The organism is Micromonospora yongxingensis (genome assembly GCF_052601155.1).
The window spans coordinates 451,732-468,002 of the sequence record NZ_JBQXEO010000001.1; the positions used below are offsets into that span (position 1 = coordinate 451,732).

The window sequence follows — 16,271 nt, forward strand, 5'->3', positions numbered from 1 at the left end:
TCGCGCCGTACCCCGCACGGGCCACGCCGGCGGGGCCCCGCGCGGTAGCCTGCGCTCGTGTCCGCGCCGACCACCCCCGGTCCCGCCGTCGCCGACCTGCTGGGCCTGGTCGCCTTCGGCGAGTTGCTCGCCTTCGAACGGATGGCCGGCGACGCCCGGCTCGCGCCCGACCTGCGCCGCCGCGCCGCACTGAACGAGATGGCCGCGGCCGAGATCGCCAACTACCGCCGGCTCGCCGACCGGCTCACCTCGCTGGGTGTGCCGCCGGAGGACGCGATGGCGCCCTACCTGCGGCCGTTGCAGGCCTACCACGACTCGACCGAGCCGCGGGACTGGGCGGAGGTGGTGACCAAGGCCTATGTCGGCGACGCCATCACCGACGACTTCATCCGGGAGATCGCCGGCGCGCTGGACGAGCCCGACCGGGATCTGGTGCTGGACGTGCTGCACGACTCCCGGTACGCGGAGTTCGCCGCGGCGGAGATCAGGGTGGCCGTCGCCGCCGACGCCCGCGTGGCCGACCGGCTCTCCATGTGGGCCCGGCGGTTGGTCGGGGAGGCGCTGTCCCAGGCCGGTCATGTCGCCGCCGAGCGGGCCGCGCTCACCGCGCTGATCGCGCAGGGCGACCGGGTCGACGTGCCCGGTCTCTTCCGGCGGCTCACCGCCGCGCACACCGCTCGGATGGCCGCCGTCGGGCTCAACAACTGACCGATCCGTCCCGGGCTGCGGTGCCGGCCCGCGGCAGGTGGGCCTGCGCCGACCTGCCGCGATGGCCGGACCGGTCAGCGGACGGTGAAACCGACCGCCCGGGGCGACGCCTCGGCGATCTCGACGTACGCGACCTTCTCGACCGGAACGATGACTCGCCGGCCCTTCTCGTCGGTCAGGGAGAGCGTGCCGCCGTTGCCGGCGAAGGCGTCGGTCACGATCTGCTCGATCTCGGCCGGCGACTGCGCGCTGTCCAGAACCAGCTCGCGCGGCGCGTACTGCACGCCGATCTTGACCTCCACTGTGCCTCCTCAACTGGGGCGAAAGAACCGCCCTGCGAAGGCTATCCGATCACGGGGTCAGCGGTCAGGCTGACTCACCTTGCAGCGGGAAGCTCGCGATGCCCCGCCAGGACAGCGCGGCCACCAGCGCCTCGGCCTCGGCCTTGGGCACCTGCCGCCCACCGGCGAGCCAGAACTGCGCCGCCGTCTCGGCCGCGCCGACCAGCCCGGAGGCGAGCAGCTCGGCGTGTGCCCGGCTCACCCCGGTGTCGGAGATGATGGTGTCGGTGATCGCGGCGATGCAGCCCTGCTCGACCCGCTCGACGCGTTGCCGCACCGCCGGGTCGTTGCGCAGGTCCGACTCGAAGACCAGCCGGAACGCCTCGCTCTCGTGGTCGACGAAGTCGAAGTACGCCCGCACGGACGCGCCGACCCGCTCCTTGTTGTCGCTGGTGCCGCGCATCGCGTCGTGCACCTTGGCGACGATGGCGTCGCAGTGCGTGTCCAGCAGAGCCAGGTAGAGGTCCATCTTTCCCGGGAAGTGCTGGTAGAGCACCGGCTTGGAGACCCCGGCCCGCTCGGCGATGTCGTCCATCGCCGCGGCGTGGTAGCCCTGCGCGACGAACACCTCCTGCGCCGCCGCCAGTAGCTGCTTACGGCGTGCGGAACGAGGCAGGCGGGTGGGCCGGCCGGCGGTCTGCGCACCGTTTCCCGCAGCGGTCATGGGATCCTCCGAGTTGTCCGTACGAGCCGGCATTTTCCCCCCACACCGGGCGACGCCCGTGACCCCCGTCGTGGAAATGGCCCGCCGCTGTAACTTATCGCCACTGTCAGCACACGGTAGCCTCAGCGAGGGCGACCAAGGAGCGCGCGGTGACTGAAACAGGGCAACCCGGAGTCCCCACCCCGGGAGAGCACGGCGACGACGCGGGTCAGCACGACGACCCGGGCCGTCCCGTCAGTGGGTGGGCGCCCCCGACGGGCGGGTGGTCTCGCGCCGCCGAGCACGAGGGTGCCCGGGAGCAGACACCGCGGTGGCAACCCGACCCGGCGTCCGGCTGGCGCACCTCGTCCGCCCAGCACGGCGACCTGCCGCCACCCGTGGTCGGGCTACCCGGCGAGCTTGAGCCGTCGACCCGCGTCAACGGTCACCACGCCAACGGTCACCACGCCAACGGCGTCCGCCACGCCGGAGCCGACGCCAACGGCGTCCACCACCCCGGTGTCGAGCCCTCGGCGGGCCGGCCCGCGCCGGTGAGCGCGCCGCCCGGGCTGACCGGAGAGGACCGGCCCGACCAGGCCGGCGACCGGTTGGTGGTGCCCGCCCAGCGTCCCGCACCGCCGCTGGAGCAGCCGGCGGGCGAGCCCGACACCGGCCCCGCCCGGCACTCCACGGCGGACCCGGCCGACGGCCGCAGCGTCCGCTGGGCCGATCCCGGCCCGCCGACCTCGGCGCCGCCGGCCGTACAGGTGCCACCCGTCGGCACCTCGGCCTCCGGTTTCGAGGTCCCGCCCGGCTTCCACGCGCCCACCGCCGACCGGCTGTCGGCCGACGACCCGCAGGCCGCGCGCGGCTGGCGCGACCCGCTCACACGCGACCCGCTCACACCGGACGCGTCGGCTGAGCCGGGCTCAGCGGACCGGTCCGGGCACCCCGAAGGCTCCGAGCCGGGTCGCGCTCCCGGCGGTGACCCGCCCCGGGCCGGAGAGTCCTCGGCCATCGAGCCGGACTGGTCCGGGCCGAGCTGGAACCGCCCGAGCTGGGGCAGCGGCTGGGCACCGCCCTGGTCGAGGCAGGAGGGCGAGTCGACCGGCCGCCCGGCCCGGGCCGAGCCGGCACCGGGCTGGGTCGCCGAGCCCAACCGGCCGTACGAGCCGGCACGTGTGGAGTCGCCCCGCCCGTACGAGCCGGTGCGCGTCGACCCGCCCCGGGGGCACGACATTCCCCGCGACGAGCCTGAGCCCGAGGCGTCTACGGAGCGCGGAGCGGCCGAACGCCCCTCCTGGGCCGGCGGACGGCCTGCGACGACGCCCACCAGCACACCCCCGGCCTCCTCCACGGCCGGGCCGGCCGACCGGCCCTCCTGGGCGGGCGGGCCGCCAGCCGAGCCGACCAGCGCGCCGCCTGCGGACCGGCCCTCCTGGGCGGGTCCCGCGTCGACCGTTGCTCCGTTGGCCGACCGGTCGCCCGGAACTGCCGACCCGGACCCGACCCCGACCAGCGGGCCACCTGTCCCGCGCGCCGCGCCGTCCCCCGAGCGTCCGTCCTGGGCGGGCGGCTCCGCTCCGACCAGCGGCCCACCGGCCGACCGGCCGTCCTGGGCCGGCTCCGCGTCGACCGGCGCCCCGCGCGCCGACCAGCCGCCCTGGTCCGGCGGTTCGGACCCGGCGCCCATCAGCGGGCCGCCGTCGCGGCCGTCGTGGGCCGGCGGTTCGGACCCGACGCCGACCAGCGGGCGTCCGTCCTGGGCCGGCCCGGCCTCCAGTGCCCAGCCCTCCGACCGGCCGTCCTGGTCCGGCGGTTCGGACCCGGCGCCGGCCAGCGGTCCGCCGTCGCGTCCGTCCTGGGCGGGCGGTTCGGCACCGGCCAGTGGCCCACCCTCGCGCGGCGGTGATCCCACGCCCAGCGCGCCCTCTGCCCAGCGTCCGTCGTGGGCCGGCTCCGCGCCGACGGAGGCACCGGCAGCGGCGCCGACCGAGCCACCGGCGGGACCACCTCCGGTGCCGACCGACGCGCCACCGGCCCCGGCAGGGCCGGCGCTGGCGGCGGAGCGGCCCTCCTGGATCGGCGGCTCTCCGACGACTCCGACGAGCGCGCCGGGAGCCGAACGACCCGACTGGTCCGAGGGACGCATCCCGGTGTCCCCGGCCGAGCGCCCGTCCTGGCCCGCCAGCCGGTCGGCGAGCATGCCGGCCGGGGGCGACGCGGCTGAGCCGTCCGGCCCGGCGCGGCCCGAGCCCCGGTCGGCCGCGCCGTTCCGGCTCCGGCCGGAGGCTCCCGAGCCGTCTCCCGTCGAGTCGTCCCGCGCGGCTCCCTCTGCTTCCGGGCCGTCACCGGCAGCCGCCCCGCCGTCCTCGACCGGTGCCGTCCCGGCCTCCGCCACGAGCGGGTCCGGACGTCGCGACCGGCCCTCACCCGCGCCCGCTCCGACGAGCGCCCCTCCCTACGCGGCTCGCCGATCCGCCCCCGACCCGGCGTCCCCGGCCGAACCGGCCGACGACGACCGGCTGCCGGACCCGTCGTCGGCGGTGCTGCCGCAGCGCGTCCCTGCGGAACCGGACGTGCCCGTCGTGCCGGAGCCGCCAGCCGTGGAGCCACCCGCCGAAACCCCAGAGCTAGCCCGCATCGCCACCCACCTACGCCGCGACGACGAACCCGCACCGCTGCGGGAACGCCCTGAGGGCTTCGACGTCAACGCCATCCTGGATGCCGTTCGGGGGGTGGCCGGCGTCCGCGACGCGGCGCTGCGCCGTACCCCGGCTGGCGCGCACAGTCTCCGGCTGGACCTGGCCGACGGTGCCGACCCTGCCGAGGTCAGCCGACAGGTGGCCCGACTGCTGCAGGATCGGATGGGGCTCGCCGCCGCACCACAGAACCTGCCCGGCCTGCCCAGCACGCCGGTGCCGCCGGTCCGCCGTCGAGCTGCCGAGCCTCGGCCGGCCGAGCGGCGTTCCCCGGAGCCGCGGGGCGCCGAGTCCCGCGACGCCGGAGCGGAGCCGCGTACCGGCGAGATCAGGGCCGGCGGGTCGCCCACGGTCGGTCGACCGTCGGGAAGTCGCGTCGAGGCCACGCCCGTGGTCCCTGAGCAGGGGGTCGAGGGCGAGCGCCGGCGCCGGTCGAGCGCACCGCACCGGGGTCGCGCCACCGTGGAGGAGCCGGGCTCGGTTTCGGCCGCGCCGGCAGGGGCGGCATCCGGCAGCCCGGCGACGGCCGGCACGTCGTACTCCGGTGGTCAGGTGACCACGACGGAGTCGGCGCCGTCCCGACCGCTGGACACCGGCGGCGCGCCGGGACCACGGGTGGTGATCGACCACGTGCAGGTCAGCACGTTCGGTCTGGACGCGAACGTGGAGGTCCGGCTGCTGGCCGGTGGCGAGAGTGCCGCCGGGTACGCCACCGGGCCGGCCGTGGACGGCTACGTGCTGCGGCTCTGCGCGGTGGCCGCGGCGGCCGCCGTGGACGAGTTGCTGCGCGGCGCCGAGAACGCCGAGCGGGGGCGCTGCTTCGTGGAGCACGCGGCGGTGGTGCCGTTCGGCAACTGCGAGGTGGCGACCGTGGTGGTGCTGCTGGTCTGTGACGGCTGGGTCGAGCAGCTCGCCGGCTCGGCCCTGGTCGCCGGTGACCCCCGACAGGCGGTGGTCCGGGCGACGCTGGCGGCGGTCAACCGGAGGCTGGAAGCGCTGCTGTCCTGAGTGGTCCGGGGCAGACTGGAGCGATGAAGCGCGCCACCCTCTGGCCCGATCATCTCCTTCCCGACGACCGGGTCCCGCCACCGTGGCCGGGTCGCGAGGTCCGCCTCGACGGCCTGGTCACGTACGTGCGGGACACCCCGGCCACCGCCGTCGGCGCGGAGCCGGCGCTGTACGTGCACGGGCTGGGCGGCTCGTCACAGAACTGGACGGACCTGGCCGGGTTGCTCGCCGACCGCCTCGACGGCCAGGCCATCGACCTGCCCGGCTTCGGCCGCAGCGAGCCGGGTCGCCGCTACACGATCCCGGCCTTCGCCGATCTGGTGATCCGCTGGATCGAGCACTCCGACCGAGGGCCGGTGCACCTGTTCGGCAACTCGCTGGGCGGCGCGATCACGGTCCAGGTGGCCGCGCTCCGGCCCGACCTGGTCCGCACCCTCACCCTCATCTCTCCGGCGCTGCCGTTCCTGGATTTCCGTCGCTCGTTGCAGGGGCGGATGCTGCCGGTGCTCGCCATACCGGGGGGTGAACGGTTGGTCGCCAAGCGGCTCACCCAGCTCGCCCCCGAGGTGATGGCCCAGCAGGTCCTGGAGGCGTGCGTCGCCGACCTCAGCCGGATCTGCGACCAGCGCCGGGCCGAGGCGCTGGAGGAGATCCTGGTGCGCTACGAGGCGGAGCACTACGCCGCCGCGTACGTCCGGACGTTCCGCGGCCTGGTCTCCAGCTTCGTACGGGCGTACCTGCCGGGGTCGGGCTCGCTGTGGCGGCTGGCCGAGGCGGTGCGCGCGCCCACCCTGGTGGTGGGCGGGCGGCAGGACCGGCTGGTCGACGTACGGGTCGCGCCGCAGACCGCCCGGGCCATCCCGGACAGCCGGCTGCTCATGCTCGACGGGGTCGGTCACGTGGCGCAGCTGGAGGTGCCCCGGCTGGTGGCCAGGGCAGTGGTGGGCCTGCTCGCCGAAACGGGGGAGACCGTCCGGCGGCCTGATCTGGCAGGCTGAACCGGATGTCCACCTCCGCCCGCCGCCCCGGTCACTTCCAGCGGCGCTTCGCGCCGGCCGCCCTGCTGATGGCGGTGCTGCTGGCCCTCGGCGCGGCGGTCTCCGTGACCGTCGAACGGCCGGCCGGGCACGGCGCTGCCGAGCGGCTGACCGCCGAGGAGTTTCCCACCGTGCCGCCGCTGGTGGCCGCGCCGCTGCCCCTGTCGCCCACGCCGTCGGCCGACGCGTCGCCGGTCGCACCACCGAGCCCGACGCCGGTGCTGCGGCTGCCCGGGGCCGTGCCGACCGCCGGCACCGGCCGGTTCGGTTACGACGAGCGCAGCGGCCCGGTGCTGGGTCGTGCGGGTGAGCTGCGGCGCTATCGGGTGGCGGTGGAGTCGGGCAGTGGCGAGGACGCCGCCGCGTTCGGGCAGGCGGTCCAGACGGCGCTCGCCGGGCCGGGCAGCTGGGTCGACAGCGGTCGGCTGCGGTTGCAACAGGTCCCCGGCGGCTCGCCCCGGGACTTCACCGTCTACCTGGCCACCGCCCGTACGGCGGGCCGGATGTGTGCCGCCGGTGGGGTGGACATCCGGATCGGCGGTCGGCCGTACACCTCCTGCCGCGCGCCCGGCAAGGTGATCATCAACCTGGATCGGTGGCGGCTGTCCGTGCCGCACTTCGTCGGTGCGGGTGTGCCGCTCTCGGTCTACCGGACGTACGTGGTCAACCACGAGGTGGGCCACCAGTTGGGCCACCGGCACGAGCGCTGCCCGGGTGCTGGTCGGCCGGCGCCGGTGATGATGCAGCAGACCCTCTTCCTCAACGGGTGCCGGGTCAATCCGTGGCCGTACCTCGACGGTCGCCGCTACGCCGGTCCCGCGCTCTGACCGCCGGCCTTCTTCCCTTATAAGAGGTCTTGCGTTATTGGCGGTAAAAGCAGAGAAATGCCCGATTGATCTGGCACGCTGAGGGTCATGACGCCGTCGTCCCCTTACGGCCCACCCGAGCCGCCCGGCCGGTCCGGTCGACCGACGCCGTCGGGCACGAGGCCCGCGCTGGTCCGGATGTACCGGCGGCGCCGCCGTACCCTGCTGCTCGGTCTGGTCCTGCTCGCCGTCGGCGCCGGAGTGGCCCTGACCTGGGGCGGCGAGCCGCCGGGCGAGGCACCCGCGCAGACCCAGGGGCGAATGGGCCACGGCGGGGGAGCCGGCGCCCACCCGGCGCCCACCAGCTACCCGTCGGTCGGCGCGGGACGGTTCACGGCAGCGGACGGCGAGAGCCCGGTGCACGGCGAGGACGGGCCACTGCGCAGGTACCGGGTCGTGGTCGAGCGCGGCACCGGCCAGGACGCTGATGCCTTCGCCGGCACGGTGGACGAGGTGCTGACCGACCCGCGCAGCTGGATCGCCTCGGGTGAACTGCGGGTGCAGCGGGTGGCCGACGCGGGGGCCGCGGACTTCACCATCTACCTGGCCACCCCGGTCACCTCCGAGCGCATGTGCGCCGAGGGTGGGCTGACCACCGAGCGCTACACCTCCTGCCGTCTTCCGGGCCAGGTCATCATCAACCTGGCCCGCTGGATGGAGGCGGTCCCCGACTACGGCGCCCCGCTGGAGACGTACCGCACCTACGTGATCAACCACGAGGTGGGCCACGAGTTCGGCGAGGAGCACGAGGCATGCCCGGGGCCGGGCGAGCCCGCGCCGGTGATGCAGCAGCAGACGTACGGCCTGGAGGGGTGCGTCGCCAACGCCTGGCCGTACCTCGACGGCCGTCGCTATGCGGGGGACATCGTCCCCTGATCGACGCCTCCGTCGGTTATTCCCGCTCCCGCATCGCGGGCCACGTGTCCTCCCTCATGGCCGTGCGGTGCCCCCGCGAGCAACAATGGCGCGGTTCACACCGCCGATCCCGGGGAGTCCACCGTGTCGTTGCCCCCGCTCGTCGAGCCCGCCGCCGAGCTGACCGTTGACGAGATCCGCCGCTACTCCCGCCACCTGATCATTCCCGACGTCGGGGTGGCCGGGCAGAAGCGGTTGAAGAACGCCCGGGTGCTCTGTGTCGGCGCCGGTGGCCTCGGGTCACCCGCCCTGATGTACCTCGCCGCGGCCGGGGTCGGCACCCTCGGCATCATCGACTTCGACACCGTCGACGAGTCCAACCTCCAGCGCCAGATCATCCACGGTGTGTCCGACGTCGGCCGGTCCAAGGCCGAGTCCGCCGCCGCGTCGATCCGCGAGATCAACCCGCTGGTCAACGTGGAGATCCACAACACGGCGCTGGACCGGGAGAACGTCCGCGAGATCTTCGCCCGGTACGACCTGATCGTCGACGGCACCGACAACTTCGCCACCCGCTACATGGTCAACGACGCGGCGGTGCTGCTCGGCAAGCCGTACGTCTGGGGCTCGATCTACCGCTTCGACGGTCAGGCGTCGGTGTTCTGGGCCGAGCACGGCCCCTGCTACCGGTGCCTCTACCCGGAGCCGCCGCCGCCCGGCATGGTGCCGTCCTGCGCCGAGGGTGGCGTGCTCGGCGTGCTCTGCGCGTCGATCGGCTCGATCCAGGTGAACGAGGCGATCAAGCTGCTCACCGGGATCGGCGAGCCGCTGGTCGGCCGGCTGATGGTCTACGACGCCCTGGAGATGGAGTACCGCAAGATCAAGGTCCGGAAGGACCCGAACTGCGCGCTCTGCGGCGAGAACCCGACGGTCACCGACCTGCTGGAGGACTACGAGGACTTCTGCGGCGCGGTCTCCGACGAGGCCCAGGAGGCGGTGGTCGACTCGACCATCACCGCTCTGGAGCTCAAGGAGTGGCAGGACGCCGGCAAGGACATCTTCCTGGTCGACGTCCGGGAGCCGGCCGAGTACGAGATCGTCCGGATCCCCGGCGCCACCCTGATCCCCAAGGGCGACATCATCTCGGGCGACGCCCTCGCCACGCTGCCGCAGGACCGGCAGATCGTGCTGCATTGCAAGTCGGGTGTCCGCTCGGCGGAGGCGCTCGCCGCGCTGAAGGCCGCCGGGTTCCGCGACGCCGTGCACGTGCAGGGCGGCGTGCTCTCCTGGATCAAGCAGATCGACCCGTCGCTGCCCGCGTACTGACCGACCGTTCCGGGGTGGCCCACATGGCCGCCCCGGTGCCGGTGTGGCCCGCCGACCTTGACCGCCGCCGGATCGACGCGGACGGCTCCGAGTAGCCCTCCGTCCGGAGCGACGCAGCCATCCCCGGCTGGCCGATTCCCCGAGGCGGGATCGCGTCTGCGCAGGTAGCGTCTCCGCCGTGGTCGACTTGGAAGCCGCGATCGGGTTCGTCGTGGCGCACGGAGACGCGGTCGAACGCGCCCGCCTCTCCTGGCTCCGCAATGGCACGCCCGTGCCCGCCGAGGTGCTGGAGACGGCCGAGGTCGGCCAGGCGCCCGACGGCGGTTGGCCCGCGACGTGGGGCGGCGAGGTCGCCTCGATCGACGCCACCTGCTTCCGGCTCTCCGAGTTGGACGACCTGGGCGCGCTCGGCCGTCCCGCCGCGCGCCGGGCACTGGACTGGTTGGCGTCCCGGCAGCAGGCCGACGGGAGCTGGGACGAGGACCCGTCGCTGGCCGGGTCGGCTCCGGAGTGGGCACGGCCCGGCGATCCGGAGGCGGGGCTCTTCGTCACCGCCAACGCCGCGTTCTGGCTCACCGTGGCCGGTCTGGACGCCCGAGCCGCCGGGCCGCTCGACCACCGGGTCGGCGGGGTGTACGCCGGGGTGGTGCAGGGGGCGGCCCAGTCGCTCGCAGCGCGGCTGCGCCCGGACGGCAGTTGGCCGTCCTTCCTGGCGGCCGGCTGGTTAAGCGCGGCGGTGCTGCACCGGCAGGACATGTTCCAGGAGTCGGCGCGGATCCAGGTGGTGCTCGCCGAGCGGTTGACCGCGATGTCCCCGGGGGACGTGGCGTGGCTGGCGGCAACGCTGCGCCGGGTCGGCATCGACCCGCAGGACTGGATCATGGTGCGGGCGCTGCGCCGGCTGGCCGAGACGCAGCGCAGCGACGGTGGCTGGGAGAGCGACGACGGGCACCAGTTCGACGTGCACTCGACGCTGTCCGCGATCCGGGCCTGCCGGCCGGCGCCGACCGGCTGAGACGCGGCCCGGCAACCGCTAGCGCAGGTGCCCGTCCCCGGTGACCACGTACTTGGTGCTGGTCAGCTCCGGCAGGCCCATCGGGCCGCGGGCGTGCAGCTTCTGCGTCGAGATGCCGATCTCCGCGCCGAAGCCGAACTCGCCGCCGTCGGTGAACCGCGTCGAGGCGTTGACCATGACCGCCGCCGCGTCCACCCGGGCGACGAACTCGCGGGCCGCGCCCGCCGAGTCGGTGAGGATCGCCTCGGTGTGCCCGGTGCCGTAGCGCCGGATGTGCGTGACCGCCGCGTCCAGCGAATCGACCACCGCGACGGAGATGTCCGCGGAGAGGTACTCGGTGCCGAAGTCCTCCTCGGTGGCCGCGACCACGGCGGCGGAGTAGCCGGCCACCTCCGGCGAACCGTGCACGGTCACCCCGGCCTCGGCGAACGCCGCCAGCATCGGCGGCAGGAACGCGTCCGCGATGCCGGCGTGCACCAGCAGCGACTCGGCGGTGTTGCAGGTGGACAGCCGCTGGGTCTTGGCGTTCAGCGTCACCGCGACGGCCTTCGCCACGTCCGCGGCGGCGTCCACGTAGACGTGGCAGTTGCCCACCCCGGTCTCGATGACCGGCACGGTCGACTCCTCGACCACGGTGCGGATCAGCGACGCGCCGCCGCGCGGGATGAGCACGTCGACGAGCCCTCGGGCACGCATCAGCTCCTTGACCGACTCCCGGGAGCTGGCGTCGAGCAGCTGCACCGCGTCGGCCGGCAGCCCGGCGTCGGCGACCGCGTCGCGCAGCACCGCGACCAGCGCGGCGTTGGAGTGCGCGGCCGAGGACGACCCGCGCAGCAGCGCCGCGTTGCCGGACTTGAGGCAGATCCCGGCGGCGTCCACGGTCACGTTGGGGCGTGCCTCGTAGATGATGCCGACCACCCCGAACGGCACCCGGATCTGGCGCAGCTCCAGGCCGTTGGGCAGGGTCGAGCCGCGGACCACCTCGCCGACCGGGTCGGGCAGCGCGACCATCTGACGCAGCGCGTCGGCGATCCCGGCCACGCGGCCCGCGTCGAGCGCGAGCCGGTCCAGCACGGCCGCGGTCAGCCCGGCCTCCCGGCCGGCCGCCAGGTCCGTCGCGTTCGCGGCCAGGATCTCCGGGGTACGCGCCACCAGCGCGTCGGCCATCGCGGTCAGCGCGGCGTCCTTGGCCGTACGCGTCGCGACGGCCAGTTCCGCGGCGGCGTCCCGCGCCCGTCGGGCCTGCTCGACGACGCTCATCCTGCACTCCTCACGTGTTGACGGGCTGCCCTTGGTCACAGCAGTACGAGGTCGTCGCGGTGGACGACCTCCCGTTCGTACGCCGGGCCGAGCGCCGCGGCGAGTTCCGAGGTGGAGCGGCCGAGCAGCCCGGGCAGCTCCACCGCGTCGTAGTTGACGAGCCCTCGGGCGACCGGTGCGCCGGCGGTGTCCACCAGGTCGACGGGGTCGCCGGCGGTGAACGTCCCGTCCACGGCGGTGATGCCGGCCGGCAGCAGCGACTTGCGCCGCCCGACGACGGCGGCGACCGCGCCGGGGTCGAGGTGCAGCCGCCCCCGGGGCGACGTGGCGTGGGCCAGCCAGAACAGCCGGGCAGCCGGGCGCTGCCTCTGCGGGTGGAACAGCGTGCCGACCGGCTCGCCGGCCAGCGCGGGGGCGGCCAGGTCGGCGGCGGTGAGCACCACGGGGATGCCGAAGCCGGTGGCGATCCGGGCGGCCTCGACCTTGGTCACCATGCCGCCGGTGCCGACGCCGGAGCGGCCCGCCCTGCCGATGGTGATGCCGGCGAGGTCGGCCTCGTCGCGGACCTCGGTGATCCGGGTCGACTGCGGGCGGGCCGGGTCGCCGGTCCAGAGCGCGTCCACGTCGGAGAGGAGCACCAGCAGGTCGGCGTGCACCAGGGCGGCCACCAGGGCGGCCAGCCGGTCGTTGTCGCCGAAGCGGATCTCGTCGGTGGCCACCGTGTCGTTCTCGTTGACGATCGGTACGGCGCGCAGGTCGAGCAGCTTGCGCAGGGTGCGGTACGCGTTGCGGTAGTGCGCCCGTCGGGTCACGTCGTCGACGGTGAGCAGCACCTGCCCGACGGTGAGCCGGTGTCGGGCGAAGCTGGCCGCGTACCGGCCGATCAGCAGGCCCTGCCCGACGCTGGCGGCGGCCTGCTGGGTGGCCAGGTCGCGCGGGCGTCGGGTCAGCCCGAGCGGGGCCAGGCCGGCGGCGATGGCGCCGGAGGAGACCAGCACCACCTCGCGGCCGTCGGCGGCGAGCCGGCCGAGGGCGTCGACGAGCGCGTCGACCCGCTCGTCGGCCAGCCCGCCGGTGGCGGTGGTCAACGAGGAGGACCCGATCTTGACGACGACCCGTCGGGCCGTCGTGACTGCGTCGCGCACCCGCCCATTCTGCGTGGTCCGTGCGGCGTGGCCCGGCTGCGTTCCCATATCGTGGCCGACTGTGACTCCGGACGAGTACGTCGAGGCGGTGCTGGACCTGGTCGAGCGGATCCCGCCCGGACGGGTGATGTCGTACGGCGCGGTCGCCGACGCGCTCGCGGAGCGCTCCGGCCGTGCCTCGGCCCGGCTGGTGGGCGCCATCATGGCCCGGCACGGCGGCTCGGTGCCCTGGCACCGGGTGGTGACCTCCGCGGGCCGGCTGCCTCCGGGCCACGAACGCGAGGCGCGGGCCCGGCTGCGGGCCGAGGGGGCGCCGCTGCGCGGCGAGGGCGTGGACATCCGGGCAGCGGGTTGGTCGCCGGAGGAGGGGATGTGACCGGCGCCATAACGTGAGTAACATTCGGCCCCATGAACCCGCCGCCGGGTGAGGCCGGCTCGCCCGCCGTCGGCACGCTGCCCCGGCCGGTGCACGCCGGATACGCGCTCGGCTCACTGGCCACCGGCGCGTTCGGCACGGTGCCCGGCCTGCTGCTGCTGCCGTACCTGACCGACACGCTGGGCGTGGCCGCCGGGGTGGCCGCCCTGCTGGTGCTGCTGCCCAAGGCCTGGGACGTGCTGGTCAACCCCGTCGCCGGGCGGATCTCCGACCGCACCCGGTCGCGCTGGGGTGCCCGCCGGCCGTACCTGCTCATCGCCGGCCTCGCGCTGGCCGTGCTCTTCGCGGCCATCTTCGCCGCGCCCTTCGGCAACGGCCCCGCCGCCGCGGTGTACGTGGCGTTCGCCTTCCTCGCCACCGCCACCGCGTTCGCCTTCTTCCAGGTGCCGTACGTGGCGATGCCCGCGGAGCTGACCGACGACTACGCCGAACGCACCCGGCTGATGACCTGGCGGATCGCCGTGCTGGCCCTGGCCATCCTGGTCTCCGGAGCGGTCGCCCCGCTGGTGGTGACCGCGGGCGGCGACGGCGTGCCCGGGCACCGCTGGATGGGGCTGTTCGTGGCGGTGCTGATCGCCCTCGGCGCCCTCGGCGCGTTCCTCGGCACCCGGTCCGCGCCGACCGGCACGGTCGGCGGCAGCGAACCGACGCTGCGCGCCCAGCTTGCCGTGGCCGGCGCCAACCGACCGTTCCGGGCGCTGCTGATCTGCTTCGTGGTGCAGTCCGCCGGGGTGGCGACCATCCTGGCCGGCGTCAACTACTTCGCCGGGCAGATCCTGGGCGACGAGAAGAGCGGGCCGACCCTGCTCTTCGTCTGCTTCGTCGGGCCGGCGCTGCTGGTGATGCCGCTCTGGACCCGGGTCGGCGCCCGGCTGGGCAAGCGGGCCGCCCTGGTCGCCGCCGCGCTGATCCTCGCCGCCGGGGCGCTCGCCCTGGTGGCCGCGCCGGTGCTGCCGCCGGTCGCGGTCTACCTCGTGGTCGCCGTGCTCGGCGTCGGCTACGCCGGCCAGCAGGTGTTCGCCCTGGCCATGCTGCCGGACTGCATCGCGTACGACACGGCGCGTACCGGCCGACGGCAGGCCGGCGTCTTCACCGGCCTCTGGACCGCCGGGGAGACCTTCGGCCTGGCCCTCGGCCCGGGCATCTACGGCCTGGTGCTCCAGCTCAGCGGTTACGTCTCCTCCGAGACGGGAACGGCCGCCGCCCAGTCCGACACCGCCCGCCTCGGTGTCCTGCTCGGCTTCACCGTCCTGCCCGCCCTCCTGGTCGGCCCGCCGATCCTCCTGCTCCGCCGCTACACCCTCACCCCAGCGGTCCTCGCCGCCGCAACGCACGACCGCCGCGTCGAAGCCGCTGACCATCACGAGAAGGGCACCATGACTCCATGATCGACGAGAGCAGGGTCGAGGGCGGGGCGCTGTCCCGCGACGGGGTGACGGCGGAGGTCGCGCTCGCGGAGGTCCGGGCGTTGCGGGCGGGTGACCGGCCCACCCACGGTGGGCGGCTGTTCGCGTACGTCTACGACCCGGCGGTGCCGGGGCTGGACGACCTCGCCGCCGCCGCACACCGGGAGAGCGCGCACGTCAACGGGCTGGACCCCACCGCCTTCCCGTCCCTGCTGGCGATGGAGAACGCACTGGTCGCCGCGGCCGGCCGGGTGCTCGGCGGTGGGCCGGGGACGACCGCCCCGGACATGGTCGGCAGCGTCACCAGCGGCGGCACCGAATCGCTGATCCTCGCCGTCAAGGCCGCCCGCGACGCCCACCCGGAGTTGACGGCGCCCCGGATCGTGGTCCCGGCGAGCGCGCACGCGGCGTTCGCCAAGGCGGCGCACTACCTGCGCGTGGCGCTGGACGTGGTGCCGGTCTCCCCGGACACGCTGCGCCCCGACCCGGCCGCGATGGCCGCCGCGATCCGCCCGGAGACGGTGCTGGTGGCCTGCTCCGCGCCGTCGTACGCGCACGGGGTGGTGGACCCGGTCGCGGAGATCGCGGCCGCGGCTGCCGACGCCGGGGTGCGCTGCCACGTGGATGCCTGCTTCGGCGGCTGGACCCTGCCGTACCTGCGCCGTCTCGGTGCCCCGGTGCCGGCGTTCGACTTCGCGGTACCCGGTGTCACCTCCATCTCGGTCGACCTGCACAAGTACGCGTACGCGCCGAAGGGGGTGTCGGTGCTGCTGCACCGGGACGCCGCGCTGCGCGCCCCGCAGTACTTCGCGTACGCGGACTGGCCCGGCTACACGATGATCAATCCGGTGATCGCGTCCACCCGCTCGGGCGGTCCGATCGCCGCCGCGTACGCGACCCTGCGGCACCTCGGAGACTCCGGCTACCTGTCGCTGGCCGAGCGCACCCGGGACGCGGTGGCCGGGCTGGCCGCCGCCGTCCGCGGGGTCGACGGGCTCCGGCTGATGGCCGAGCCGGAGTCGACGGTGGTCTGTTTCACCGCCACCGAGGGTGGCCCCGACCTGTTCGTCCTCGTCGACGAGTTGACCGCGCGCGGCTGGCACACCCAACCCCAACTGTCGTACGCCGGCCTGCCGGCCAGCGTGCACCTCACGGTGACCGCCGCGGTCGCTCCCCGCGTGGCCGAGTTCGGGCCGGACCTGGTCGACGCGGTGGCGGCGGCCCGGGCGGCCGGCCCGGTCCGGCTGCCCGGGGAACTGGCCGCCCTGGCCGGGGCCCTCACCCCGGACGCGCTCACCCCGGAGCTGGTGGCCGGCCTGGCCGCCGGGCTGGGTCTGGGCGCCGAGCCGGCCGCCGGAGAGGACGGCGGGTCGACGGCCGGCCCGCTGCCGGAGCGGATGGCGCTGGTGAACACGCTGCTCGACGCCGCGCCGCCCGCGTTGCGCGAGCGGCTGCTGGTCGAGTTCGTCGGCCTTCTGCAACGTCCCTCCTGGTAGTCCCGCCACCCCGGCAGTCGGCACGCC

13 protein-coding genes and 1 pseudogene are annotated in these 16,271 nt (G+C 75.0%); 10 read left to right on the plus strand and 4 right to left on the minus strand.

Going from position 1 to position 16,271, the window contains the following annotated elements; genetic code table 11:
• Positions 1–57 precede the first annotated feature (57 nt).
• Complete coding sequence (locus tag ACTWLT_RS02130) at positions 58–708, plus strand: ferritin-like fold-containing protein (RefSeq protein WP_445316909.1); 651 nt, start codon at positions 58–60, stop codon at positions 706–708.
• Between the two features lie 74 nt (positions 709–782).
• Here ACTWLT_RS02130 and ACTWLT_RS02135 read toward each other — a convergent pair whose 3' ends face one another.
• Both ACTWLT_RS02135 and ACTWLT_RS02140 read right to left on the minus strand, forming a co-directional pair.
• A complete protein-coding gene (locus ACTWLT_RS02135) occupies positions 783–1,010 on the minus strand; it encodes a DUF3107 domain-containing protein (RefSeq protein WP_030329796.1) in 228 nt (75 codons plus the stop codon).
• A gap of 64 nt (positions 1,011–1,074) precedes the next feature.
• Complete coding sequence (locus ACTWLT_RS02140) at positions 1,075–1,713, minus strand: TetR/AcrR family transcriptional regulator (RefSeq protein ID WP_184178846.1); 639 nt, start codon at positions 1,711–1,713, stop codon at positions 1,075–1,077.
• Between the two features lie 1,949 nt (positions 1,714–3,662).
• Here ACTWLT_RS02140 and ACTWLT_RS02145 point away from each other — a divergent pair.
• The 6 genes and pseudogenes from ACTWLT_RS02145 to ACTWLT_RS02170 all read left to right on the plus strand — a co-directional run.
• Positions 3,663–5,402: pseudogene (locus tag ACTWLT_RS02145) on the plus strand (hypothetical protein); the annotation flags it as partial.
• A 23-nt stretch (positions 5,403–5,425) separates the two neighbouring features.
• Positions 5,426–6,400, plus strand: a complete 975-nt coding sequence (locus ACTWLT_RS02150; protein WP_445316910.1) for an alpha/beta fold hydrolase — start codon at positions 5,426–5,428, stop codon at positions 6,398–6,400.
• Between the two features lie 5 nt (positions 6,401–6,405).
• Positions 6,406–7,266 (plus strand): DUF3152 domain-containing protein, encoded by an 861-nt coding sequence (locus tag ACTWLT_RS02155; protein ID WP_445316911.1) that lies wholly within the window; start codon positions 6,406–6,408, stop codon positions 7,264–7,266.
• A gap of 87 nt (positions 7,267–7,353) precedes the next feature.
• A complete protein-coding gene (locus ACTWLT_RS02160; RefSeq protein WP_445316912.1) occupies positions 7,354–8,181 on the plus strand; it encodes a DUF3152 domain-containing protein in 828 nt (275 codons plus the stop codon).
• Positions 8,182–8,304: 123 nt separating this feature from the next.
• Complete coding sequence (gene moeZ / locus ACTWLT_RS02165; protein WP_445316913.1) at positions 8,305–9,486, plus strand: adenylyltransferase/sulfurtransferase MoeZ; 1,182 nt, start codon at positions 8,305–8,307, stop codon at positions 9,484–9,486.
• A gap of 127 nt (positions 9,487–9,613) precedes the next feature.
• A complete protein-coding gene (locus tag ACTWLT_RS02170; RefSeq protein ID WP_445317046.1) occupies positions 9,614–10,501 on the plus strand; it encodes a prenyltransferase/squalene oxidase repeat-containing protein in 888 nt (295 codons plus the stop codon).
• Positions 10,502–10,519: 18 nt separating this feature from the next.
• Here the strand turns inward: ACTWLT_RS02170 and ACTWLT_RS02175 are convergent, their stop codons facing one another.
• Together ACTWLT_RS02175 and proB are read right to left on the minus strand one after the other, a co-directional pair.
• Complete coding sequence (locus ACTWLT_RS02175; RefSeq protein WP_445316914.1) at positions 10,520–11,761, minus strand: glutamate-5-semialdehyde dehydrogenase; 1,242 nt, start codon at positions 11,759–11,761, stop codon at positions 10,520–10,522.
• Between the two features lie 35 nt (positions 11,762–11,796).
• Positions 11,797–12,954: a glutamate 5-kinase gene (gene proB / locus ACTWLT_RS02180; RefSeq protein WP_445316915.1), complete on the minus strand. Its 1,158-nt coding sequence runs from the start codon at positions 12,952–12,954 to the stop codon at positions 11,797–11,799.
• A gap of 13 nt (positions 12,955–12,967) precedes the next feature.
• Between proB and ACTWLT_RS02185 the strand changes: the two genes are divergently transcribed.
• Genes ACTWLT_RS02185 through ACTWLT_RS02195 form a run of 3 tightly spaced genes read left to right on the plus strand, consistent with a single transcriptional unit; the run spans position 12,968 to position 16,244 of the window.
• Positions 12,968–13,282: an MGMT family protein gene (locus tag ACTWLT_RS02185; protein ID WP_445316916.1), complete on the plus strand. Its 315-nt coding sequence runs from the start codon at positions 12,968–12,970 to the stop codon at positions 13,280–13,282.
• Positions 13,283–13,314: 32 nt separating this feature from the next.
• Positions 13,315–14,730, plus strand: coding sequence for an MFS transporter (locus ACTWLT_RS02190; RefSeq protein ID WP_445316917.1), 1,416 nt, complete (start codon positions 13,315–13,317; stop codon positions 14,728–14,730).
• Positions 14,727–16,244, plus strand: a complete 1,518-nt coding sequence (locus tag ACTWLT_RS02195; protein WP_445316918.1) for a pyridoxal phosphate-dependent decarboxylase family protein — start codon at positions 14,727–14,729, stop codon at positions 16,242–16,244. Before ACTWLT_RS02190 ends, ACTWLT_RS02195 begins: the two co-directional genes overlap by 4 nt.
• Positions 16,245–16,271 lie beyond the last annotated feature (27 nt).